Annotated in this window: 25 protein-coding genes and 2 riboswitches; of the genes, 15 read left to right on the top strand and 10 right to left on the bottom strand. The window is 61.1% G+C overall.

The genetic code is table 11. The annotated features are described in order from the left end of the window. Positions 1 to 6: 6 nt before the first annotated feature. Positions 7 to 867: a serine/threonine-protein kinase gene (locus tag BZK31_RS24225; protein ID WP_244182725.1), complete on the top strand. Its 861-nt coding sequence runs from the start codon at positions 7 to 9 to the stop codon at positions 865 to 867. 78 nt (positions 868 to 945) lie between these two features. After that, positions 946 to 1,404: a GNAT family N-acetyltransferase gene (locus BZK31_RS24220; protein ID WP_083185809.1), complete on the top strand. Its 459-nt coding sequence runs from the start codon at positions 946 to 948 to the stop codon at positions 1,402 to 1,404. Between the two features lie 36 nt (positions 1,405 to 1,440). Here the strand turns inward: BZK31_RS24220 and BZK31_RS24215 are convergent, their stop codons facing one another. Both BZK31_RS24215 and BZK31_RS24210 read right to left on the bottom strand, forming a co-directional pair. Continuing rightward, positions 1,441 to 1,899 (bottom strand): metallophosphoesterase family protein, encoded by a 459-nt coding sequence (locus tag BZK31_RS24215; protein WP_083185808.1) that lies wholly within the window; start codon positions 1,897 to 1,899, stop codon positions 1,441 to 1,443. 103 nt (positions 1,900 to 2,002) lie between these two features. Beyond that, positions 2,003 to 2,554 (bottom strand): ATP phosphoribosyltransferase regulatory subunit, encoded by a 552-nt coding sequence (locus BZK31_RS24210; protein WP_244182726.1) that lies wholly within the window; start codon positions 2,552 to 2,554, stop codon positions 2,003 to 2,005. 356 nt (positions 2,555 to 2,910) lie between these two features. Here BZK31_RS24210 and BZK31_RS24205 point away from each other — a divergent pair, with 356 nt between their 5' ends. Further along, the gene (locus BZK31_RS24205; RefSeq protein ID WP_083185818.1) at positions 2,911 to 3,750 is read left to right on the top strand and encodes a TauD/TfdA dioxygenase family protein; all 840 of its coding nucleotides are present in this window, start codon (positions 2,911 to 2,913) and stop codon (positions 3,748 to 3,750) included. 129 nt (positions 3,751 to 3,879) lie between these two features. Further along, positions 3,880 to 4,137: a hypothetical protein gene (locus BZK31_RS24200; protein WP_083185806.1), complete on the top strand. Its 258-nt coding sequence runs from the start codon at positions 3,880 to 3,882 to the stop codon at positions 4,135 to 4,137. Here BZK31_RS24200 and cobM read toward each other — a convergent pair. Genes cobM through BZK31_RS24180 form a run of 4 tightly spaced genes read right to left on the bottom strand, consistent with a single transcriptional unit; the run spans position 4,127 to position 6,246 of the window. Beyond that, the gene (gene cobM / locus BZK31_RS24195; protein WP_083185805.1) at positions 4,127 to 4,873 is read right to left on the bottom strand and encodes a precorrin-4 C(11)-methyltransferase; all 747 of its coding nucleotides are present in this window, start codon (positions 4,871 to 4,873) and stop codon (positions 4,127 to 4,129) included. The two genes, BZK31_RS24200 and cobM, sit on opposite strands and share 11 nt — an antisense overlap. A 30-nt stretch (positions 4,874 to 4,903) precedes the next feature. After that, positions 4,904 to 5,350: a cobalamin biosynthesis protein gene (locus BZK31_RS24190; RefSeq protein WP_083185804.1), complete on the bottom strand. Its 447-nt coding sequence runs from the start codon at positions 5,348 to 5,350 to the stop codon at positions 4,904 to 4,906. Further along, on the bottom strand, positions 5,328 to 6,050 hold the full coding sequence (locus tag BZK31_RS24185) for a CbtA family protein (RefSeq protein ID WP_083185803.1): 723 nt from the start codon (positions 6,048 to 6,050) through the stop codon (positions 5,328 to 5,330). The genes BZK31_RS24190 and BZK31_RS24185 overlap by 23 nt, the downstream gene beginning before the upstream one ends. Before the next feature lie 10 nt (positions 6,051 to 6,060). Beyond that, entirely contained in the window at positions 6,061 to 6,246 is a 186-nt protein-coding gene (locus BZK31_RS24180; protein ID WP_083185802.1) for a CbtB domain-containing protein, read from the bottom strand. A gap of 101 nt (positions 6,247 to 6,347) precedes the next feature. Beyond that, a riboswitch (cobalamin riboswitch) is annotated at positions 6,348 to 6,559 on the bottom strand. 58 nt (positions 6,560 to 6,617) lie between these two features. Beyond that, positions 6,618 to 6,842: riboswitch (cobalamin riboswitch) on the top strand. A 109-nt stretch (positions 6,843 to 6,951) separates the two neighbouring features. On the opposite strand from BZK31_RS24180, the gene cobW reads away from it, so the two are divergent. The 4 genes from cobW to BZK31_RS24160 are packed head-to-tail and all read left to right on the top strand — an operon-like array spanning position 6,952 to position 13,483. Beyond that, positions 6,952 to 8,013, top strand: a complete 1,062-nt coding sequence (gene cobW, locus BZK31_RS24175) for a cobalamin biosynthesis protein CobW (RefSeq protein ID WP_083185817.1) — start codon at positions 6,952 to 6,954, stop codon at positions 8,011 to 8,013. Between the two features lie 3 nt (positions 8,014 to 8,016). After that, positions 8,017 to 11,781 carry a cobaltochelatase subunit CobN gene (cobN, locus tag BZK31_RS24170; RefSeq protein WP_083185801.1) on the top strand — a complete coding sequence of 1,255 codons (3,765 nt, stop codon included), beginning with the start codon at positions 8,017 to 8,019 and terminating at the stop codon, positions 11,779 to 11,781. Then, a complete protein-coding gene (locus BZK31_RS24165; protein WP_083185800.1) occupies positions 11,781 to 12,809 on the top strand; it encodes a magnesium chelatase ATPase subunit I in 1,029 nt (342 codons plus the stop codon). The genes cobN and BZK31_RS24165 overlap by 1 nt, the downstream gene beginning before the upstream one ends. 53 nt (positions 12,810 to 12,862) lie before the next feature. Beyond that, on the top strand, positions 12,863 to 13,483 hold the full coding sequence (locus tag BZK31_RS24160) for a vWA domain-containing protein (protein WP_083185799.1): 621 nt from the start codon (positions 12,863 to 12,865) through the stop codon (positions 13,481 to 13,483). Between the two features lie 90 nt (positions 13,484 to 13,573). Here BZK31_RS24160 and BZK31_RS24155 read toward each other — a convergent pair whose 3' ends face one another. Then, entirely contained in the window at positions 13,574 to 13,840 is a 267-nt protein-coding gene (locus BZK31_RS24155; RefSeq protein WP_004879734.1) for a hypothetical protein, read from the bottom strand. Between the two features lie 309 nt (positions 13,841 to 14,149). Between BZK31_RS24155 and BZK31_RS24150 the strand changes: the two genes are divergently transcribed. Then, complete coding sequence (locus tag BZK31_RS24150) at positions 14,150 to 15,475, top strand: sigma-54 dependent transcriptional regulator (RefSeq protein WP_083185798.1); 1,326 nt, start codon at positions 14,150 to 14,152, stop codon at positions 15,473 to 15,475. Here BZK31_RS24150 and BZK31_RS24145 read toward each other — a convergent pair. Both BZK31_RS24145 and pnuC read right to left on the bottom strand, forming a co-directional pair. Beyond that, positions 15,419 to 15,997 carry an AAA family ATPase gene (locus BZK31_RS24145; RefSeq protein WP_083185797.1) on the bottom strand — a complete coding sequence of 193 codons (579 nt, stop codon included), beginning with the start codon at positions 15,995 to 15,997 and terminating at the stop codon, positions 15,419 to 15,421. The genes BZK31_RS24150 and BZK31_RS24145 overlap by 57 nt on opposite strands. Then, positions 15,994 to 16,557 (bottom strand): nicotinamide riboside transporter PnuC, encoded by a 564-nt coding sequence (pnuC, locus tag BZK31_RS24140; protein ID WP_083185796.1) that lies wholly within the window; start codon positions 16,555 to 16,557, stop codon positions 15,994 to 15,996. Before pnuC ends, BZK31_RS24145 begins: the two co-directional genes overlap by 4 nt. 242 nt (positions 16,558 to 16,799) lie before the next feature. Here pnuC and BZK31_RS24135 point away from each other — a divergent pair, with 242 nt between their 5' ends. Both BZK31_RS24135 and BZK31_RS24130 read left to right on the top strand, forming a co-directional pair. After that, a complete protein-coding gene (locus BZK31_RS24135) occupies positions 16,800 to 17,630 on the top strand; it encodes an undecaprenyl-diphosphate phosphatase (RefSeq protein WP_083185816.1) in 831 nt (276 codons plus the stop codon). Then, on the top strand, positions 17,627 to 18,067 hold the full coding sequence (locus tag BZK31_RS24130) for a DUF1294 domain-containing protein (RefSeq protein WP_083185795.1): 441 nt from the start codon (positions 17,627 to 17,629) through the stop codon (positions 18,065 to 18,067). The genes BZK31_RS24135 and BZK31_RS24130 overlap by 4 nt, the downstream gene beginning before the upstream one ends. On the opposite strand, the gene BZK31_RS24125 is transcribed toward BZK31_RS24130, so the two are convergent. Beyond that, positions 18,062 to 18,406: an MmcQ/YjbR family DNA-binding protein gene (locus tag BZK31_RS24125; protein WP_083185794.1), complete on the bottom strand. Its 345-nt coding sequence runs from the start codon at positions 18,404 to 18,406 to the stop codon at positions 18,062 to 18,064. The two genes, BZK31_RS24130 and BZK31_RS24125, sit on opposite strands and share 6 nt — an antisense overlap. A 128-nt stretch (positions 18,407 to 18,534) precedes the next feature. On the opposite strand from BZK31_RS24125, the gene pcaD reads away from it, so the two are divergent. The 4 genes from pcaD (at position 18,535) to BZK31_RS24105 (ending at position 22,531) form a co-directional block, all read left to right on the top strand. Then, positions 18,535 to 19,329 carry a 3-oxoadipate enol-lactonase gene (pcaD, locus tag BZK31_RS24120; protein ID WP_083185793.1) on the top strand — a complete coding sequence of 265 codons (795 nt, stop codon included), beginning with the start codon at positions 18,535 to 18,537 and terminating at the stop codon, positions 19,327 to 19,329. A gap of 142 nt (positions 19,330 to 19,471) precedes the next feature. After that, on the top strand, positions 19,472 to 20,431 hold the full coding sequence (locus BZK31_RS24115) for a LysR substrate-binding domain-containing protein (protein WP_083185792.1): 960 nt from the start codon (positions 19,472 to 19,474) through the stop codon (positions 20,429 to 20,431). Between the two features lie 73 nt (positions 20,432 to 20,504). Beyond that, positions 20,505 to 21,113, top strand: a complete 609-nt coding sequence (locus BZK31_RS24110) for an FMN-dependent NADH-azoreductase (RefSeq protein ID WP_083185791.1) — start codon at positions 20,505 to 20,507, stop codon at positions 21,111 to 21,113. A gap of 347 nt (positions 21,114 to 21,460) precedes the next feature. Beyond that, positions 21,461 to 22,531 carry an alpha/beta hydrolase family protein gene (locus tag BZK31_RS24105; RefSeq protein WP_083185790.1) on the top strand — a complete coding sequence of 357 codons (1,071 nt, stop codon included), beginning with the start codon at positions 21,461 to 21,463 and terminating at the stop codon, positions 22,529 to 22,531. The last annotated feature ends 45 nt before the right edge of the window (positions 22,532 to 22,576 follow it).

The raw sequence follows: 22,576 nt of genomic DNA, 5'->3' as shown, positions 1-22,576 counted from the left end.
CACAAAATGCCCGATCTGCTCTCTGGTCGTTACAGAATCGAGCGACTGCTCGGGGCGGGGGGCATGGGTGCCGTCTATCAAGCACGCGATCTGTTGCATGAAACGGTAGGTGAACCCGATGCACGCGTGGCCATCAAGATGCTCAACGAAGCACTTGCGCAAGCTCCGGATGCAGGCGCGGTGCTTTATCGCGAGTTTGCCTTGATGCGTCACCTGCATCACCCCAACGTGGTTCGTCCTTACGCGTTCGATATCGATCCTGATTCGAACCGAGCCTTCATGACGCTTGAACTGATGAAAGGGCCGAGTCTGGATCGACTGCTGAACCGTTACGAAAGCGGCTTGCCATGGGACGAACTCCAGAAGATCTCGATTGCGTTGTTAAGTGCCCTGACGCACATCCATGAGCAAGGCGTACTGCACGGTGATCTAAAACCGGGCAACGTCATGCTTACGGAAAAAGGCCCGCAGCTTTTCGACTTCGGCCTTGGGCAGCCCGGCGACGGCATATTGCCCGGACTGCCCCGGCTGAATCGGCAACGACTGAACGCCTGGACCGATCGCTACACAGCGCCGGAAGTGCGTCAGGGCGCTCCGCTGACCACGCAGGCGGACATCTACGCCATTGCAAGGGTGCTTTTTGAAATGGCCATCGGAAGGAAGGCATTTATCGAATTGAGCGACATCGAGTCAAACAGCAGCGCCGATACCTCAACTTTAAAAAAACCAAGCAGTCTTCCCGCTGGCTGCTGGTCCGTTCTGCGTCTTGCGCTCATGGACGACACCCATAAGAGGCGGGTCAGCGCCCGACAACTGCTGACTGCCTTTCAGTACACATCGAACAACCGTGTCTGGCCATGGACGTAAACGCCATTTCTCCCCATGCGTCCCACAGCGGCTATCTTCAACTCTAAACTCAATCTCATTGTCACCAAGGGACTTTGCATGCAACGCCTGGACTGGCTCATCAACCACATGCACCTCAGCGACACCATGGCGCAGTGGCTGCATCGACAATTCACTTACGAGTTCGCGCAGCAATCGCTGGCTGAGTGGCAGCATGAGTTTGCCGAAGGCCAGTACAACGACGAGTGGAAATGCCTGATCGCTCTTGAGAACGGTCAATTGCTGGGCGGTGCAGCGTTCGCTGATAACGACCTGTCTGATCGCCCCGATCTGGGCCCGTGGCTGGCGTGCGTGTTCGTCAGGCCAGAAGCGAGGGGCAGGGGACTAGCGGCCGGGTTGATCGAGGGTATCTGCAACCATGCCAGGTCATGCTGTGTGACCCGGTTGTACCTGCATACCCATGATCAACAGAGGTATTACGCCAAACGAGGCTGGCAACCGCTGGAACGTTTCGATGCATGGGGTATGGAGCAGTGGTTGATGGGGCGTGATATGTAGGTCAGACCCGTATGCAACGTCATCAGACTCTCTCCCTCAATCCAGCAACTGCACCAGACGCGGCTCAAGCGAGGAGGGCTGGACGTCCAGCAAAACCACTGTCACCGGCAGTTTGAAACGACGCCGTCCCGCGCTGCCCGGATTGATGTACAACTGTTCCCCGCGCCACGCTACCACCGGTTTGTGGGAATGCCCGGTGATCACCAGCCGGGTGTTGGTCTGGAGCAGTGCTGTAACGTCGGCGATGTCATGCACCAGCACTGTTGGCCAGCCGCCAAGTTCGAAATACAGGTGATCGGCAATGTCGTTGGCCCAGGGCGAGTCCACATCGTTATTACCCCGCACGATATGCAGCGGGGCGATGGACGCCAGTTGCTTGACGATCTCGGCGCTGCCGATGTCACCGGCATGAATGATCTGCTCGCAGCCCTGTAGCGCGGCAATGGCCTCGGGACGCAGCAGACCGTGAGTATCGGAGATGATGCCGACTTTCATGGATGTCTCCTGGCTAGAACTGAACGGTTAGGACAATCAGAACGGGCAAGCGTGCCCGGCCGCGACCCTTGGTGCGCGTCCAGGCCTCTTGCCCCTTCGTGTATCACGTACGTTGCAACGCCAGCACCAGACGCTCAAGGCCGATCCCGAACCCAGCACCTTCGCGGTATGCGCCGCCGCCAACTACCTGCTGTTGCGCCCCCAGCCAAGGGCAGAGCACCTCGAAGCCGTTGCCTTCGAGGTAATAGCTCAAACCTCGTTTGACTGAGACATTGAGTTCGTACTCGAGTCTGATTGAGTTGAGGAAGCCGATGCATATTTGCTGACTGCGCTGTAGCGCCTGCTGCGGGTCCGGCCCCAGAATCTCCAACCCCAGCTGCGTGAATTCACGGTAGCGTCCGGCTTGGGGGCGCTCGTACCGATAGCAGCGCGCAACGTAAAAGAACAGGGCGGATGAACGAGGGCCGAGGAGGGTGCGGTTTTGTTCCTGAAACAGTGCAGTGGCTTCGGGAATGACGCAGCAGGGTCGTCCCGCTTTGTCATTGAAGGCCCACATCTGGCCAATGATCTCGCTGCCGCCAGCTTTTTCGATAAACGTGTCCTGACCCCACAGCGCAGGAAGTATTGCCTCCTCAGCACCTGCTTCGATGAAGATAGCTCCGAAACAGGTTCTCGGTCTGACGAAAGGTTGCGGCTTCCTGGCCGGTGACGATACGGGTTCCACGTAGCATGGTCATGAGTGTCTCCTGATTTACAGACAATAAAAAAGGCGCCCTGGGCGCCTTGGTTGGATGCATTGATGCTCAGGTTTCAAGAGCAATCAATGCGTGCGAGCAACCGCGGCACCTTGAGTCAGGTCCGTGGTGGTGATGGCAATTGTTCGGTGGAATTTGATTCATGCGTGATCTTTGCACGGTTATCGAAGCCCGTTCAAGATTCGCCGCGAAGAACAGCTTGCAGGGTTTTCTCCATAAGCGTACCGTTAAGTTCACTTATGAAGAGGGTCGCGTCATGTTAGCCACTTCGAAAGAGTACCTGCATCACCAACCGATCAAGCCGGTCATCGGCGATCGTATTTTCAATCGCAAGGATGAGCTGCTGGGCGGTGAGTTGGCGGGTGGGATTCGGGAGTTGCTGGAGCAGCGCGGCGTTCTGGTTTTTCCGCGTATCGATTTCAGCGATGCCGAGCAGATCGCGTTCACACGCACGCTGGGCACGTTTTCGCCGGAGGCCAGCGATGGCCAGAATGTCACGCGGATTACGCTGGATGCCAGAGAGAACCCGGCCGGCGCCGAGTTTCTGAAAGGCTCGCTCTATTGGCACATCGACGGCACGCGCAATGACGCGCCGATTCTGGCGTCGTTGTTGTCTTGCAAAGTCGCAGCGACCTGGGGCGGCAATACCGGGTTCTGCAATACGTATGCGGCGTACGAGGCATTGTCGGCGGCCGACAAGTTGAGATATGCCGACATGCGCGTTGTGCATGCGCCCTGGGAGTCGCTTTTTTATTACAATCCGGAACCCGGCCTCGCCACGCTCGAGGCGATGCAATCCATCGGTGAGAAAGAGCTGCCCTTGGTGTGGAAGCATCGTTCGGGACGCAAGTCGTTGATTCTGGGCTGCACGGCCCAGCAGGTGGTGGGCACCAGCCGTGGCGAAAGCGCACGGATTCTGGTCGGGCTTCGTGAGTGGGCGACGAGCGAGGCGTTCAGCTACAGCCATCGATGGCAGGTGGGTGATCTGGTGATCTGGGACAACACTGGCACCATGCACCGCGCCGAAGCGTACGACCCGGCGTGCGGACGCATGATGCACCGCACCAAGCTGGAAGGCGAAGAACCGTTCGAGTGAACGCTGAAGTTTGAACGTCCCGTAGCGTGCTGGCAGGCTGACGTCATCACACGCTTGCGACATTCGAGTGTTTACGCTCGGTCAGTCCTGGTGTGTTGAACCGTCGTAATTCGACTGGAGGAAATGACAATGTGTGGACCCAAGGAACCTATCGCGGGCGTGTTTGTGTTGTTGCTGTTGGCGGCTGGCAGTTGGGCGGCGCAGGAGCCGTTTCCACACTTTGGCAGCGACATCACGCCAGAGCCGCAGACGAGCGGGGCACCTGCGCGATCTGCTCCGGTTCATCAGTCAACGACACAGTCCCAGACCCGGTTCAGCGAAATCGTGTTCAAACCCGATGACGCGTACGCGCGCGGCAAAACACAGTGGCTGCTGGTCAAGGCCTGAATAAATGTGCGTGACCTGCCCGGTACAGCGATGACTCGCTGAACGTATCGTCCGCCAGCACTCGACCGACCAGTATCAATGCCGTGCGCCGAAAACCTTTGGCCCTAACCTTTTCTTCGATATCGGCCAAAGTGCCCTGCACCCAGTCCTGATCCGGCCAGCTGGCGCGATGAACGACGGCAATCGGGCAATCCGCGCCGTAATGCGGGGTCAGGTCTTCGATGATCCGCGGCAGGTTGTTGACCCCCAGATGAATCGCCATCGTCGCCCGATGTTGCGCCAGGCTTGCCAGTTCTTCGCCTGGCGGCATCGAGGTCTTGTCGGCGTAGCGGGTCAGGATCACGCTTTGCGAGATGTCCGGCAGCGTCAGCTCGGTTCCCAGCAACGCCGCGCACGCCGCTGTCGCAGTCACGCCGGGGATGATTTCGAAAGGAATGCCCAGCTCGCGCAAATGGCGGATCTGTTCGCCGATGGCGCCATACAGGCTTGGGTCGCCCGAGTGCACGCGGGCAACGTCCTGGCCCTGCGCATGTGCGGTCTTGATCAGTTCGATGATCTGCTCCAGGTGCAGTTCGGCGCTGTTGGCAATCTGCACCGCCTGATTGCCTTCCAGCACCGCGACCGGCACCAGCGAGCCGGCATAGATGATGACCGGGCAACTGCGTATCAGACGCTGGCCCTTGACGGTGATCAGCTCCGGGTCGCCGGGGCCTGCGCCGATGAAAAAGACAGTCAATGGAGTCTCCAGAAAAGGGCTATGCGGGGATTATCCGCCGGGGACGTGGCTGGATGCCAAGGCAAATGTCGCGTCTGAGCTTTTCTGGCGCTCGATCAACAGCGTGGCGCTGCCATCGCCAAGCTGCGCCGCCAGAGCCAGCGCCGAGCCTTCGGCCACGCCGTGGCAGCCGGTCGTCTGCAGCACCTGCGCAGACCGATGCGTGAGGTGCAGATCCCAATACACCAGTTGCGCGGCGTTGAAAAACACCAGTGGCACGGCCAGTTGCCCGGCGAGCTCGAGCAGGCCAGGCTCCTGACTTTTAAGGTCGATGGAAGCCAGGGCTGTGACAGCACGGACATCCAGCCCGCGTGCGCTCAAGTGCTGCTCCAGCAGCTCGCGCAACCGTTGTGCCGTGCAGCCGCGCCGACAGCCCAGGCCCGCCACCATCACGGGTGCGGTCTGGGCCGAGGATTCAGGCCTGATGCAGTCCGGCATGCTGCAGCTCGACGTTGTTGCGGCGGAACAGCCAGGCGCTGATCAATCCCAGTGCTACCCAGAACAGGGCATTGGTCAGCAATGAAGCGATGATGAACTGCGACTCCAGCGCTTCAGGTGCCAGACTCTCATGAACCAGCGGCTGCGGCGCGCCGATGACATGCGGCACGATCAGAATGGCCACGCCCAGTGCCTTGAGCAGCAGGTTCTGGCCAAACACCAGCAAGGCCAGACCGGCGGCGGTCGACGCTGCTGCGCCGATCCACCAGAACTGGCGCTGGCTCAATTCGGCGGCGGCCGTTCCCGGCAATTCTGGCGGCAGTCCGAGGGTCGGTGCCAGCACGAACACGGCAAAACCGGCCAGTCCCCACCATGCGCCCTGAACCGTGTTGCCCGGCGCGCGCAGCGTGTAGAGTCCGGCGAGCATCAGTGCAAAACCCACTGCGACAACCAGATTGCCGCCAGTGGTGGACAGCACGCGCTGCCAGCCGTTTTCCGGCTCCCAGGCCGCTTCTTCGTGTACGTGACTGTGCTCGGCTACAGCGCCGCCCGGGTGTTCGTGAGCCTGTTCGGCAGGGGCGTTTTCGTAGGTTTCGGCCTGCTGGATCAACGGCACGACCCAGAAGCTTTGCAACAGGGTCAGCAGCAGCGCGGCGAGCAGGCCGGTGAAGCCTGCGGTGTGCACGATTCGCTTGAACATTGCGGTGTCCTCAATGGCAAGGGAAGGCGGCGCTGTGACGGGTGTCGTGCGCCGCGTTGTGCACGGCGGCGATGTGCGAAAACCCGGCGAAGTACACCAGGCATGCGCCCAGCAGGGCTGCGCTGATCGCGGCGGTGAGGCGTTGGGTGCGGGTGGAGCTGGCGGCTGCCGACTGGCTGGAGCTGATGGTCGTCATGGCGTTCCCTCTGGAGTCGTTGGGTGACAGTGGGCCATGCGCACAGATACCCACTGACGAACGTCAGAGGTTTCAACGGCGCCCGCCCACCGCGGGTGTGTCATTTGAAAACGTAGCGGGCCGGTCTCCGGGCTCGCGAGGGGACCTGGCAATGGAGCGCCGTCCTTCGAAGTCACCTTCCCATGCCTGCGCACAGTGGATCTGACTTCCTCTCGCTTACCGTTGCGGGGGCAGCACCGGACTTGCTCTATGAACCAAGCGCACCGGTTTCCCGTTTCACCCCGTGAGGGGCACCCGTAACAAGGCGCACAGGAGATCACGCGTGACAGGGCAACGTCAATCTCAACGATTGACCTGCCTGCGGTCACTGCGTAGCCTTGCCGGTTCGAGGTTCTTCGCTTGCAGCCCAGCGCTCAGGCCAAGCTAAGACGGGAATGCGGTCAATGCCGCAGCTGCCCCCGCAACTGTAAACGGTCATGTTCATCGCACAGCCACTGCTCAGGCGGGAAGGCGCGATGAGTGTGTATCGACGCGGCTTTCAACGCCCGCGATACGCCGCCGTAAGCCAGGAGACCTGCCTTGAACCGGGCCAACGCCTGCGAATTCTCACTACAACCGGGCGGGGTGATCCGGTGGCGATCCGAACCCTGTGCGCTGCACGCGGTTCTCGTCCTGTCTGCCCGCCGCATTGCCAAAGGGCATCTGATGAAAACACTGGCCAAGCTTCCCGTCACCATCGTCACCGGCTTTCTGGGCTCGGGCAAAACCACCCTGTTGCGGCATATGCTCGATAACGCCGAAGGCCGACGCATCGCGGTGATCGTCAACGAGTTCGGCGAGCTGGGCATCGACGGCGAAATTCTCAAGCAGTGCACCATCGGCTGCACCGAAGAGGAAGCCAATGGCCGTGTCTATGAGCTGGCCAATGGCTGCCTGTGCTGCACGGTGCAGGAAGAGTTCTTCCCGGTGATGCGTGAGCTGGTGGCCCGTCGTGGCGATCTGGACCACATTCTGATCGAAACCAGCGGTCTGGCGCTGCCCAAGCCCTTGGTTCAGGCGTTCCAGTGGCCTGAAATCCGCAACGCCTGCACGGTCGACGCGGTCATCACAGTGGTCGATAGCCCGGCTGTTCTGGCGGGCACCTTCGCAGCGTTCCCGGATCAGGTCGATGCACAGCGCAAGCTGGACCCCAATCTGGATCATGAATCGCCATTGCACGAACTGTTCGCCGACCAACTGGCCAGCGCCGATCTGGTGATTCTCAACAAGGCCGACATGATCGACGCCGAAGGCCTGGCTGCCGTGCGCGCCGAAGTGGCCGAAGAGCTGCCGCCAGCGGTCAAGGTGATTGAGGCCAGCAATGGTCGTTTGCCAATCAGTGTGCTGCTGGGCGTCGGCGCCGAGTCCGAAGTGCACATCGACGCTCGCAAGACTCACCACGATCATCATGATGGCGAAGACGACGACCATGATCACGAAGCCTTCGATTCGATCTCCATCACGCTGCCGCAGGCGGAAGAATCCGTGCTGCTCAACGCGCTGAACGAATTGGTCGTGCAATACGGAATCCTGCGCGTCAAAGGCTTTGCGGCCATTCCCGGCAAACCGATGCGGCTGCTGATTCAGGGTGTCGGCACGCGGTTCGACAAGCACTTCGACCGTGCCTGGCGTGCCGATGAAGAACGCGCCACCCACCTGGTATTGATCGGTCAGGAGCTGGACGCTGCAGCACTGGAAGCCCGACTCAACGCCGCGATCGCAGGCTGACCCATGCATCTGCTGAGAACCCAGCCCGGCGGATTCGTCCCCGACGACAGCATCGCTGACCTGGGGCAGACCCCGGCCGAGCTGGTGATTCTCTGCAGTGGCGATTCAAGCCTGGCGTTGCTGGCCGAGGCCGCCCGGCAATTGCCCGATGATTATCCCAGCCTGCGTCTGGCCAACCCGATGCAGGTGCAGAACCATGCCTCCGTCGACCTGTACGTCGATGAAGTGCTGCGCCACGCCAAGGTCATCCTGATTTCCCTGCACGGCGGCGTGGGCTACTGGCGCTATGGCGTCGAGCGGCTGATGGAGCTGGCCAGACAAGGCGTTCAGGTGATTCTGGTGCCGGGCTGTGACCGGCCCGATCCTGAGCTGATTGACTTGAGCACCGTTGCGGCCACGGACTGCGAGCGGCTCTGGCAGTTTTTGCGTCAGGGCGGTCTGCAGAACGCGCTGGATCTGTATAACTGCATGGCCAGCACCTGGCTGGGGCGCGATTATCCGTGGTCGGACCCCAAGCCGCTGCCAAGAACCGCCGTTTACCATCCACAGCGGGCAACCGCTGCGCTGGCCGACTGGCAGGCTGACTGGTGCAGCGATCAGCCTGTGGCGGCGCTGCTGTTTTATCGCTCGCACCTGCAGGCGGCCAATACCGGGTTCATCGACGAATTCTGCTTACGGCTGCAAGCGCAGGGGCTCAATCCGCTTCCCATTGCGGTTGCCAGTCTCAAGGAGCCAGGCTGCTTCGTTCAGGTCGAGGACTGGCTGGATGAGGCTGGCGTCGAGCTGATCCTCAACACTACGGGCTTCGCTCAGTCCAGCCCGGAAGCGCCGCATCTGCGGCCTTTCAGGCGCGATGTGCCGGTGATCCAGGCGATCTGCGCGCAAGACAATCAGCCCGCCTGGCAAGCCAGCGAGCAGGGGTTGGGCGCGCGCGATCTGGCGATGCACATTGCCTTGCCGGAACTGGACGGGCGGATCATCAGCCGGCCGGTCAGCTTCAAAGACCTGGCTTGGCGCAGTGAGCGCAGCCAGTCCGATGTCGTGTGCTATCGCGCTCATCCCGAGCGCATGGATTTCGTCGCACAACTGGCACGACGCTGGATTCAACTGGCGCGTCTGCCGAATGCCGACAAGCGTGTGGCGCTGATTCTCGCCAATTACCCGACCCGTGATGGCCGCATCGGCAATGGCGTCGGGCTGGACACACCAGCTGCCGCGTTGAACATTTTGCGCGCCATGCGGGCTGAGGGTTATCCGCTGGCCGAACTGCCCGACAGCGGTACTGAATTGATCAGGCAATTGCTTGGCGGCGTTACCAATGATCTGGACAGCATCGATCTGCGTCCGTGTCAGCAGAGCATGGCGCTCGATGAATACCTGGAAGCCTTCGACGCGTTGCCCGAGGCCAACCGCGAGGCGGTGAACGCACGTTGGGGCGCTCCGCATGCCGATCCGATGTTTCGCAGCGGACGCATGATGGTGGCCGGTATCCGGTTCGGCCTGACGTTCGTCGGCATTCAGCCTGCACGCGGTTATCAGGTCGACCACAGCGCGGTCTATCACGACCCGGATCTGGTGCCGCCGCACGGCTACCTCGCGTTCTATTTCTGGCTGCGCAAGGCCTATGGCGCGCATGCGGTGGTGCATGTCGGCAAACACGGCAATCTGGAATGGCTACCTGGCAAAGGTGTCGGCCTGTCCGAGAACTGTTGGCCGGACGCCGTTTTGGGTGCGATGCCGAATATCTATCCTTTTATCGTCAACGATCCGGGAGAGGGTGCGCAGGCCAAGCGGCGCACGCAGGCCGTGATCATCGACCACCTGATGCCGCCACTGACCCGCGCCGAAACTTACGGCCCGTTGCGCAATCTGGAATTGCTGGCCGACGAATATTACGAAGCGCAGTTGCTCGATCCGCGCCGCGCCCGTGAACTGCAGCGCGACATCTTGAACCTGGTGCGCGAAACCCGCATCGATGTCGAACTGGCGCTGGGCGAATCGACCAATAGCGACGCCGATGCGGCCATCTGGTTGCCGCGTCTGGACACCTATTTGTGTGATCTCAAGGAATCGCAGATTCGCGATGGCTTGCATGTGTTCGGCGAATCGCCCGAAGGGCGCTTGCGTACCGACACACTGCTGGCCCTGTTGCGTATTCCGCGTGGGGATGGGCGTGGCGCTCAATCGAGTCTGCTGCGTGCATTGAGCAAGGCGTTCGAACTGGATTTCGACCCGCTGGACTGCCAGCTCGCAGACCCGTGGCAGGGGCCACGACCGCCGGAACTGCTGGCGTTGAGCGCCGACCCCTGGCGCACGGCTGGCGATGCGCGGGAACGTCTTGAGCTTTACGCCGCCGCATTGATCGAGCAGGTGTGCGAAGGTCGGGATTTGCCAGGTCTGCACGGGCACGAAGACCTTATCCTGATTCTCGACAGTCTGCGCACAGTGGTCGCGCCGCGGCTCGATGCCTGCGGCCCGGGTGAAATGCAGGGCATGCTCGATGCTCTGAGTGGCCGCTTCGTGCCCGCCGGACCCAGCGGAGCACCGAGTCGCGGGCGGCTGGACGTATTGCCGACCGGGCGCAATTTCTTCAGCGTGGACGTGCGCAATCTGCCGACCACCACCGCTTGGCGGATCGGCTTTCAATCTGCCAACCTGCTGCTGGAGCGCCATCTTCAGGATCACGGCGATCATCTGCGCCAGTTGGGCCTTTCAGTCTGGGGCACGGCGACCATGCGCACGGGTGGTGACGATATCGCGCAGGCTATGGCGTTGATGGGGGTGCGTCCGGTCTGGGCAACCGGCAGCCAGCGTGTCGATGATTTCGAGATTCTGCCGGTCAGCCTGCTGGACCGGCCGCGCGTGGACGTGACGCTGCGGGTTTCCGGCTTCTTTCGCGACGCCTTTGCCAACCTGATTCGCCTGTTCGACGCGGCCGTACAGGCCGTGGCGGCGCTGGACGAGCCGGATGACTTGAACCCGCTGGCTGCCAGAGTGCGTGACGAGCGGCGCAAGCTGGTGGCCGATGGGCTGAGCGACGACGAAGCAGCCCGTCAGGCCGGATGGCGGATTTTCGGTGCCAAGCCTGGCGCCTACGGAGCGGGTGTGCAGTCGGCCATTGATGGCCGCTTGTGGCAGAGTCGTGAAGACCTGGCCGAGGTGTACCTGAACTGGGGCGGTTATGCCTATGGCGCGTCCGACGAAGGTACGCCGGCCAGGCAGCGTTTTGCCCAACGGCTCTCTCAGGTGCAGGCAGTGGTACAGAACCAGGACAACCGCGAGCACGACCTGCTCGATTCCAACGACTACTATCAGTTTCAGGGCGGCATGCTTGCCGCAGCCGAAACCCTCAGCGGCGAAAAAACGGCGAGCTATCACGGCGACCACAGCCAGCCGGACCTGCCAAAAATCCGTACCTTGAAGGAAGAGCTGAACCGCGTGATCCGCTCGCGTGCGGCGAATCCGAAGTGGATCGACGGGGTCAAGCGACACGGCTACAAGGGCGCGTTCGAAATGGCTGCCACCGTGGACTTTCTGTTCGCGTTCGATGCCACGACCGAACTGATCGACGATCACCAGTACGCGCTGCTGGCCGACGCCTATTTGCTTGACCCGTCGACTCGCGAGTTCATTGAACAACACAACCCCGACGCCTTGCGCGACATGACCGAGCGCATGCTCGAAGCGCAGCAGCGCGGCCTCTGGCAGGAGCCGGGCGATTATCAGCAAGCCCTGGAAAACCTGCTGCTGGATATAGAAGAGAACTGATGATGCTGCCCGACCCAAGTCTGACCGACACTCCGCATTTTCCTCTGGCCGCCGTGGTCGGTGCCGATGACCTGAAGCTGGCGCTGTGCCTGACCGCCATTGATCCGCGCATCGGCGGCGTGCTGATCGAAGGTCCGCGTGGCATGGCCAAATCGACGCTGGCTCGCGGCCTGGCGGATCTGCTCGCCAGCGGGCAGTTTGTGACGCTACCGTTGGGGGCCACCGAGGAGCGACTGGTCGGCACGCTGGACCTGGACGCCGCGTTGTCCGAAAGCCGCGCACGCTTCTCGCCCGGCGTGCTGGCCAAGGCTGACGGCGGCGTGCTGTACGTCGATGAGGTCAATCTGCTGGCCGATCATCTGGTGGATCTGTTGTTGGACGTGGCGGCCAGCGGCGTCAATCTCGTAGAGCGTGACGGTATCTCCCATCGTCACCCGGCCCGATTCGTGTTGATCGGCACCATGAACCCGGAAGAGGGTGAGTTGCGCCCGCAATTGCTCGACCGCTTCGGCTTTAACGTGGCCCTGAGCGGGCAGACTCAGCCTGCCGAGCGCAGTCAGATCATTCGTCGCCGTCTGGATTTCGACACCGATCCGCAGGCGTTCTGCATGCAATGGCAGCCAGAGCAGGATGCGCTGAAACAACGTTGCGAGCGGGCGCGCTCATTGCTGACCGGTATCGAGCTGGATGACCGTTCGCTGGCACTCATTACTGAACGCTGTTTTGCCGCGGGCGTCGATGGCATGCGCGCCGATCTGGTCTGGTTGCGCGCTGCGCGGGCTCATGCCGCGTGGCGTGGCGTCGGGCAAATCGAGGAGCAGGATATTGAGGCTGTGGCCGAATTTGCCTTACGCCATCGGCGTCGTGATCAGTCGCCGCCGCCTCCAGCGTCTTCCGGGCCGCCACCGCCTGGCACTTCGCAAGCACCGCACACCCGAGGCGCGCAGGGCAGTTGGGGTGAGCTGCCTGCGCAGGCGATGCCGACCGGCGTGCGCCGCGAAGTGCCGAGCTGGCCAAAAAAGCCTTAGGCATCCGTCCCCACCGCGCTCAGGGCGCGGATGCCGTTCCCCGACCGGGTCGCCTGGCGTCAGGCAAGCGTGGCGCAACGCGTTCAGGGCTGGACGGCACAGTGCAGTGGCTGCCTACGTTGTTGAAAGGCCGCCCGAAAAAATCACAGGATCTGGTTCGCCAACAGCGCAGCAGTCGGCCAGGGGAATTGCTGCTGGTGATTGTTGACGCGTCGGCCTCGACCCGACGGCATCAGGCTCTCAGCCAGGCGAAAGGGCTGCTGTCTCAGGTATTTGACGAGGCCTATCGCAGTCGCGCCCGTCTGGCACTGCTGACCGCCAGCGGGCAGTCTCCTCGTTGGCAGCATCAGGGGCTGAAAGCGTCTGCGGCACTGACGCCGTGGCTGGATGCCCTGGGCGCCGGAGGCGGGACGCCGTTGCCGCAAGCCCTTGAGCAAGCCCGACTGTGGCTTACCATACGTCAAAAGCGCTATCCGTCCGAACAGCAGCGGGTTCTGGTATTGACCGATGGCCGACTTAAACAGATGCCCGCACTGTCAGTCTTCGACTGTGCCAGTCTGTTGATCGATATGGAGAAAGGGCCGATTCGGCTGGGCAGGGCGCGTGAACTGGCGCGCGGTCTGGGAGCGGACTACCGGCATATCGATGAGCTGAATCCCGTTCAACCGGATTGATGGCTGGAGTCCGGACGCGATGCCTGCGGGCGGAGGACGCCGACCGGAAGGTCGGGTCGCCGCCCGAAGCAGGCTCGCTCCCTAGTCACCTCAGGCTGGCATGGTCCAGGGCTTGAGGTCATAGCCTTCGTTGCTGATTTCTGCACGGGCCTGTTCCAGGGCACTTGCCAACTGCTGCTTGTCCGAATAGGTGCTGCTCGGGATCTGCTTGCGACCGATGCGGGTGCTGGTGCGGTCGATTACAGTCAGGCTCAGTTCGCCGTTCCCGTCCTGTGGTGCCCAGGCAACACACTGGAAGGGTTCAAAAGCGTGTCCAGCGATCAGAAGTGCATCGTTGAAGCGCAGTGGGGCGTTCATGGTCAATTCCTCAAAGTGCCCATATCAATTCAGTCACGTCGGCGGGCTTACCGTCCGGCTGGTTACTTGTGTTGATGAGCGACAGGGGCACATGAGTCACACACATTGTTGAAAATTTTCAGATTCGTACACCGTTGACATCCGTAAACCGGGCGTTACAGCGCTAATGACGTTTGGTTATTGCCATTAGATGCAAACGGTACAAGGCTGTGTCAAATATTTGCTAATGTAAGGGTCGGGCTCGCCAACATACTGTTTATAAAACGTTTTTCATAACTTAAATTCGACGCCGGGCGCCAAGGAACCTCTATGCATGAATCGGCCCCAACGCGACGTCTGTTAATTGTTGACCCCTGTGATGATTGTCATCAATTAATCCCTGTCCTGCATGCTGCCGGATGGGCGGTGGACAGCAGCACGCTCGAGTCGGCGCTCAATCTCAGCTGTGATGTCGGTTTGATTCGCCTGATGCCTGATCACTTCGAGCACCCGGAGGTGGTCAAGGAGCTCATTACTCGCACCAATACCCAGTGGATCGCTGTGCTGGCGCCGGATGACCTGCGTCGGGAGAAGATCGGGGACTTCGTCTGCGAGTGGTTTTTCGATTTTCACACTCTGCCGTTCGACGTGGCCCGCATGCAGGTCACGTTGGGTCGTGCCTACGGGATGGCGCGTTTGCGTGCGCAAGGCAGCGCGCAGACGTCCAGCAGTGAGCACGAGATGCTGGGCGAGAGCCGACCGATCCGCGAACTGCGAAGGTTGCTCGGCAAGCTGGCGCCGACCGAGTCGCCGGTGTTGATTCGCGGTGAGCGCGGCACTGGCAAGGAGCTGGTCGCACGCACGTTGCATGCCCAGTCTCAGCGACGCAACAAGCCATTCGTAGCGGTGAACTGTGGTGCCATCGCCGAACACCTGATTCATGCCGAACTGTTCGGTTATGAAAAAGGTGCGTTCAACGGCGCACAGGAACGCAAGATCGGACGCATTGAAGCGGCAGATGGCGGCACCCTGTTTCTGGATGAAATCGGCGATCTGCCACTGGAAACCCAAGCGCATCTGCTGCGTTTCCTGCAGGACCGGCAAATCGAGCGCATCGGCGGCAGTGAGCCGATTCCCGTGGATGTCCGGGTGCTGGCGGCCACCCATGTGGACCTCGAGGCGGCGATTCGCAAGAAGCGCTTCCGCGAAGATCTGTATTACCGCCTCAATGTGCTGCAGGTCGGCACGGCACCGTTGCGCGAGCGCCATGGCGATCTGGCAATGCTGGCCAATCATTTCGCGCACTTCTACAGCCAGGAAACCGGCAGACGGGCGCGCAACTTCAGTCAGGATGCGCTGATCGCCATGGGCAAGCACGACTGGCCCGGCAATGTGCGTGAATTGGCCAATCGCGTTCGGCGTGGACTGGTGCTGGCGGAAGGGCGACAGATCGAGGCAGCGGATCTGGGATTACTGGGCGAGGAAGACATCGCCAGCAGCATGGGCACGCTGGACGATTATAAGTCCCGCGCCGAACGACAGGCGTTGTGTGATGTGCTGACCCGCCACAGCGACAACCTCAGTGTGGCGGCCAAGGTATTAGGTATTTCTCGACCGACTTTCTACCGGCTGCTGCACAAGCATCAGATCCGCTGAGGTGCCGAGCAATTCGCTGACAGCGGTCATGGCCTGTTCATGGCGGTGTTGCCAGTCGCCGTCAAGCACCTGATAGCGTTGCGCGTGCCGATCGAGCCATTGCTTGCTGGCGTCGAAGAACGCCTGGCGTTCGGCCAGTTGAGGCTGGCAACGCTGTCCGTCACTGATCCATTCGACTCCTTGCGCAGACAGCAGCAGGTGCAGGTCGTAGTGCCTGGCCAGCAGTTGCTGCTCGATCCACTGTGGGCAATCTGCGAACAGCGACCAGCTCCATAGCAGGTTACTCAGCAGGTGCGTGTCGAGTATCAGCAGTTCGGGCTTTGTTGCGCGTGCCGCGTCTTCACGATCGAGCTGGCCCTGAGCGATCGGAGTGATATCGGCATACACCGTATCGCGACCCTGTTCGTCGATGAAATGGCGCACATATTCGTCGACCAGCACGCCACCGAAACGCTGCTGTATCGCTGCCGACAGCCAGCTTTTGCCGCTGGACTCGGGGCCGGTCAGGACCAGGACCTTCATCGCGCCAGCGCCAGATCGTTGCGCCATTCACGCCAGCCCTGAACCGCCAGCAGGGTGAAGAGCCCGTAGAGCGCGGCCGTCAGGTACAGCTCCTTATAGACGAACAGGCCGACGAAGATGATGTCGAGCGCAATCCACAGCGGCCAGCACTGCACTCGTTTCTGTGCCATCCAGACTTGCGCCACGAGGCTGAAACCGGTCAGTGCAGCATCCAGCCAGGCTTGCGCGGCATCGGTGAAGTGCGCCATGGCAGCGCCCAGCGCCAGGCTGATAATTGCCCCGATGGCCAGCCCGGTCACCACCGAGCCGCCCTGCAGCACTGTGACGGCGCGAACCGGCAAGCCGTTGCCGCGGCGGGTCCACTGCACCCAGCCGTAGACTTGCAGCCCGGCGTAGATCGCCTGCAAGAGCATGTCCGAATAGAGCTTTACGTCGTAGAAAATCCAGATGTAGATCACCACCATGACCAGCCCGATCGGCCAGCACCAGGGGTTCTGTTTGACCGTCAGCCAGACCGCGAGCACGCCGATGGCGGCAGCGAAAAGTTCAAGCCCGGACATGGCGGCTCCTTGGGGTGTGAGGTGTTCAGGGGCGGCGATTGTAAGCGTTTATGGGCGCAACGTGGAGCATCTGATAGCAACGTGATACAGGCCAGAGGCTTTGCGTTGAAAGGTCTGCTAGCATTTGGCGTTTTTGCAGCGCTTCTTCAAGCTTCGTTCAGGCGCACGGCGGCATAGTGGCAGGCATTTTTTACCGATAACACTAACAAGCGAGCCATGGGCATCGCTGCATTGGGGGAATGATGGATCTTTGGACCGCGGCTCAGGCGTTGATATTGGGTGTTGTAGAGGGACTGACGGAGTTTTTGCCGATTTCGAGCACGGGTCACCAGATCATTGTCGCCGACCTGATCGACTTCGGGGGCGAGCGGGCCATGGCGTTCAACATCATCATTCAGCTCGGCGCCATCCTCGCGGTGGTCTGGGAATTCCGCCGCAAGATTCTGGACGTGGTCGTGGGCTTGCCGAAGGAGCAGCAGGCGCAGCGTTTCACGATCAACCTGCTGATCGCGTTTCTTCCGGCGGTGGTGCTCGGGGTGATTTTTGCCGATCTGATTCATCACTACCTGTTCAACCCCATCACGGTGGCCACCGCGCTGGTCATCGGCGGCGTGATCATGCTGTGGGCCGAACGCCGCCAGCATGTGGTGCGTGCCGAAACGGTCGATGACATGACGTGGAGCGATGCACTCAAAGTCGGTCTGGTGCAGTGCCTGGCGATGATTCCCGGTACGTCGCGGTCAGGTTCGACGATCATCGGCGGTTTGCTGTTCGGCCTGTCGCGCAAGGCCGCCACCGAGTTTTCGTTTTTCCTGGCCATGCCGACCATGGTCGGTGCAGCGGTCTACTCCGGTTACAAATACCGCGACCTGTTCCGTCCGGATGACTTCGCGGTGTTCGCGATCGGCTTCGTCACCTCGTTCATCTTCGCGATGATTGCGGTACGTGGCCTGCTCAAGTTCATCGCCACCCACAGTTATGCGGTCTTCGCCTGGTATCGGATCGCCTTCGGCCTGCTGATTCTGGCGACCTGGCAGTTCGGCTGGATCGACTGGGCGTCGGCCAAGGCATGACCTCGACACGAGAAGCACGGCCACCTGCCCGGCAGCGCAAGGCACCCGTTCAGGCGTTGCGCCTCAAGTTGTTCATCCTGTTGCTGTTGTGCGCGCTGCCGGTGTACGGATTGGCAGGATTGTGGGTCAGGCAAGGCGTGCTGATTCCGGCGCTGGCGATGCTGATGATGAGCCTGGTGGCGTTCCTGCTCTATAGACACGACAAGCTGCAGGCTGGAAAGGGCGGCCAGCGCACGCCGGAAAACGTACTGCATGCCACCGAGTTGCTGGGCGGATGGCCGGGGGCGTTGTTGGCGCAACAGGTGTTTCGTCACAAGACCCGCAAAGTATCGTTTCAGATCGTTTTCTGGCTGATCGTGCTGGTTCATCAGGCGTTGTGGATCGACTGGCTGTTTCTCGGCCGCCGTCTGTGGCAACTGCTGCCCCTGCCGTTATAGCTTCAACGCGATCTGTTGCCGCTTGGGCAATTTGGCGACCACCAGTTGATGCGAGCGGGTCAGCAAATCACGGATCTCGTCGTCGCTCAGGGCGTGGGGTTCGGGCACGCTGATCCAGTGTGCGCGTGCCAGATAAGGCGCGGGACGGATGCCGGGGCGGTCCACGTAGCCCAGGAACAGGTCGGGGTGAACCTTGAAAGACAGGCCCTGGCCGACCAGATCCATGACTGCGAACATCTTGTTGCCGGCGATGGAAAACACGCGTATCCCGCCCCATTTGTAGTCTTCGCGGGCGCCTGGCAGGTCCAGGCAGAAGGTGGCGATGTCTTCGGTTCGCATGGTGCGCTCCTCGCAGCGGGGTGGCCGACGGGTAAGGTGTTCGATAGCCGCACGGATAATCGATCAGCGGATTGTATGACGCCTCGACACTGATTAGTGTTCAGCTTTTGCTTTCTCTGGAGCTTGCGATGCCTGCCGTGCAACTTGCCGATGGTCACTTGAATTACCAGCTCGAAGGCCCGCAGGACGCGCCGGTGTTGGTGCTGTCCAACTCGCTGGGCACCGACCTGCACATGTGGGATAACCAGGTTCCGGCGCTGATCCGGCATTTCAGGGTGCTGCGCTACGACACTCGCGGGCATGGCCAGTCGCTGATCAGCGAAGGCCCATACAGCATCGAGCAGAATGGCCGGGACGTGTTGGCGTTGCTGGCCGCGCTAGGGCTGGACAGAGTGTCTTTCTGCGGGCTGTCCATGGGCGGTCTGATTGGCCAGTGGCTGGCGATCCATGCGCCGCAGCGTCTGCAACGTGTGGTGCTGTGCAACACCGCCGCTAAGATCGGCAATCCCGATGTCTGGAATCCGCGCATCGAAACCGTGCAGCGTGACGGTAAGGCCGCGATGGTCGCGCTGCGTGATGCCTCGATTGCTCGCTGGTTCACGCCATCGTTTGCGGTTGCCGCGCCTGCGACGGTGGACACGGTTGTCAGCATGCTGGCGCAGACTTCGCCGCAAGGCTACGCCGCCAATTGCGCAGCGGTGCGTGATGCGGATTTCCGTGAACAGATCAGCTCCATCACGCTGCCGGTTCTGGTGGTGTGCGGCAGCGAGGATGCGGTGACTACGCCAGCGGACGGACGTTTCATGCTCGAACGCATCGCTGGCGCACAGATGGTTGAGCTTCACGCAGCACACCTGTCCAGTGTCGAGGCGAGTGATGCATTCACAGCGCCAGTACTGGCATTTCTCACCGCTGCACATTGACGACTGATCACCGACTGTCAACGCCGGACTCTGAACTGGATGAGCGCAAGGCACCGTCGCCGCCTTGCGTTGCGCATGCCTGTGTTGAGATGCGTGCCGCCGCACTGCCATAATCGCGCGCTCTGAGTGTGCGAGGTGGCCGGTGTTCGATCTCAATGATCTGTTTTATTTCGTCCAAGTGGTCGAATGCCGAGGCTTCGCGCCTGCCGGTCGCAAACTGGGCGTTCCCAAGTCAAAACTCAGCCGTCGCATTGCCGGGCTCGAGGAGCGTCTGGGCGTCAGGCTCATTCAGCGTTCCACCCGCAAATTCGCGGTGACGGAAAGCGGGCGTGATTACTACGGGCACTGTGTGGCGATGCTGGTCGAGGCCGAAGCGGCCGAGGAAGCCATTCAGCGTTCCAGATCCGAACCCCAGGGACGCATCACACTCAGTTGCCCGCCGGCCATGGGCGCGATGGGCGTCAACGAGACCGTCGCCAGGTTCATGGCCGCGCACCCCAAGGTGCAGGTCTATATCGAAAGCACCAACCGGCGTGTCGATCCCCTTTCCGAAAACATCGACATCGCGCTGCGCGTGCGTTTTCCGCCGTTGGAAGACGAAGGGCTGGTGATCAAGAATCTGGGTTACAGCGCACAGCGCCTGGTGGCGCATCCCGACCTCGCCGCGCAGATTTCCACCCGTGCTTCTTTCGACGATCTGGCGAGTCTGCCCAGTCTGGACTTGACGTCGGCCACGCCCAACCATCGCTGGCTGCTGGAAAACGGGCCGGGCCGCTACGTGGAAGTGCGCCATGTCCCGCGACTGGTCTGTGCCGATCTGGATGCCATTCTGCAAGGTGCGCTGCAAGGTGTCGGCATTGCTCAGTTGCCGGAAATTCTGGTGCGCAGCGCCTTGCAGCAGGGACGCCTGGTGGAGTTGTTCGACGCTCACCGGCCCAAATGCGGGGTGATTCACGCGGCCTTCGCCTCGCGTCGCGGGCTGCTTCCGGCGATCAGGGCAATGCTGGATGCCTTAGAAACCTCCTTCAGGGAGCTGAATCACAATCCCGAATCGATCTATTGTTCCCTGGATAGAACGAACTATCACATTCAGGGCGACTAATCAGCGCGCATGAACACCGGTAGGATGCACCCCACTCGATCGCCCAAGGGCGATTTCACTTGGGAGGCCCGTTATGAATATTCTGCACATCGATTCCAGCATTCTTGGTGACCACTCCGCGTCGCGTCAGCTCAGCCGCAGCATTGTCGAAGCCTATCAGGCTGCTCACGGCGACAGCCAGGTGACCTATCGCGACCTGGCCAGCGAAGCGCTCGATCATTTCTCGCCTGCAAGCCTGGCCGCTGCCGGCACCCCGGTCGAAGGCCGTGACGCGGCTCAGCAGCAGGAAGTCGCTGCCAACGAAGCGACCCTGCAGCAGTTTCTGGACGCCGATGTCGTTGTGATCGGCGCGCCGATGTACAACTTCACCATTCCTACTCAGTTGAAGGCCTGGATCGACCGCATTGCCATTGCCGGTCGTACGTTCCGCTACACAGAAGCCGGCCCGCAAGGCCTGTGCGGCGACAAGAAGATCATCGTTGCGTCCACGGCTGGTGGCCTGCACGCCGGTCAACCGAGCGGCGTGGGTCACGAAGAGTACCTCAAGCTGATGTTCGGCTTCATTGGCGTTACCGATCTGCAGTTCGTGCGCGCCGAAGGTCTTGCCTACGGTGAAGAGCCTCGCGCAAACGCCATGGCTGCCGCTCAGCAGCACATCGCGCAGAACCTGTTCGCTGCCTGACGGCGTCTTGTTCGACTACCGACTTCACGGCCTGCGCATAGTCTTGCGCATGGCCCTGAAGTTTTTTTTGCGTCCGCGATTCCATGAATAATTGACAGCTTCCTTACAGGTAGACCGGCTCCGGCGGCAGTACACTGCAGGTCTGCCGGTTGTGCCATGCCGGGTTTTTTGTGCAGCGGTTGGCACTCGGGATATTTCGGACCGATATCTGGCCCGGCTTATGCACTATTTGCCAGGCAGAGACTCTCATTCTTGGTGAGAGCGGGGCGCTGGAGCATGAAGCTCGACACAAGCGCATGAATGGACTGTCCGGCAGATATCCGGACTAGCAAAGGTTGGGCCTTGCCATGGTACGTCTTTGTGCAGTGATGCTGGTTTTTCTGCTGGATAGCCTGATTTCGGTGCACGTCCAGGCAGATGAATTGCAGCCCGGTGACACCCATCTTGGCAGTGAATGGAGCGCAGGCTTTCATGAGCTGAGTTTTCTCGATCCGCTGGACTCCCAGCCGATGCAGGCGATCGCCTTTTATCCCTCCACCGCATCCGAACAGGTGAGCACCGTCCAAGGCTACCGTGTCGAAGCCGGTGAGGATGTACCTGTTGCATTGGGACGTTTCCCGTTATTGATGCTCTCTCACGGCAACACCGGCACGCCATTGGCGCTGCATGACCTGGCGACCTCGCTGGCCCGGCAGGGCTTTGTGGTCGTTGCCGTGGTTCATCCCGGCGACAATTACCGTGACCACAGTCGACTGGGCAGCTTGAGCAACCTCTACGGCCGACCGCTGCAGATTTCCGAAGCTATCAGCGCCGCGCTGACCGATCCCATGCTTGCGCCTTATCTCAGCGCGCGTCAGGTCGGCGTCATCGGTTACTCGGCCGGGGGCGAAACCGCGCTGATTCTGGCGGGCGCCCAGCCGGAACTCAAACGCCTGCGGCAGTATTGCGTGGAGCGGCCGTCCGACCGCGACGCTTGCAAGACGCAGGGCGAACTGGTCGCGGACCGTGAAGACCTGCATGCCAAGGCCGATCCACGCGTCGGCGCACTGATGTTGATGGCGCCACTGAGCCTGATGTTCGGCCGACATACGTTGGGTGACGTGCATGTACCGGTGTTGATGTATGCCGGCGATGACGACCAGTTGCTGGCGCTGGACAAAAATGCCGAGGCGTTGGCGCGCAAGCTGCCCAATGCGCCGGATTACAGACTGCTGGCGGGGGCAGGGCACTTCGTGTTCATGGCGCCTTGCAGCGATGAACAGCGTTCGGCCATGCCTCTGGTCTGCAATGACCGAGACGGGGTGGATCGGGAAGACATCCATCGCACGCTGAGCGCCGAAGCGGTACGTTTCTTTACCAGCACGCTTGGCTCGTTCGGTTCGGATAATTCCGGTATGCAGACCGCCGATCATCGCTAACCAGGTGCTGCATTACCTGCGCGGCTTCAGCGTCTGAGCAGTAGG

Origin of the sequence: Pseudomonas floridensis, from assembly GCF_002087235.1 — a bacterium.
GTDB classification, from domain to species: Bacteria; Pseudomonadota; Gammaproteobacteria; order Pseudomonadales; family Pseudomonadaceae; genus Aquipseudomonas; species Aquipseudomonas floridensis.
Note: the sequence above shows the minus strand (reverse complement) of the source record. Positions and strands in the feature narration are given on the sequence as shown.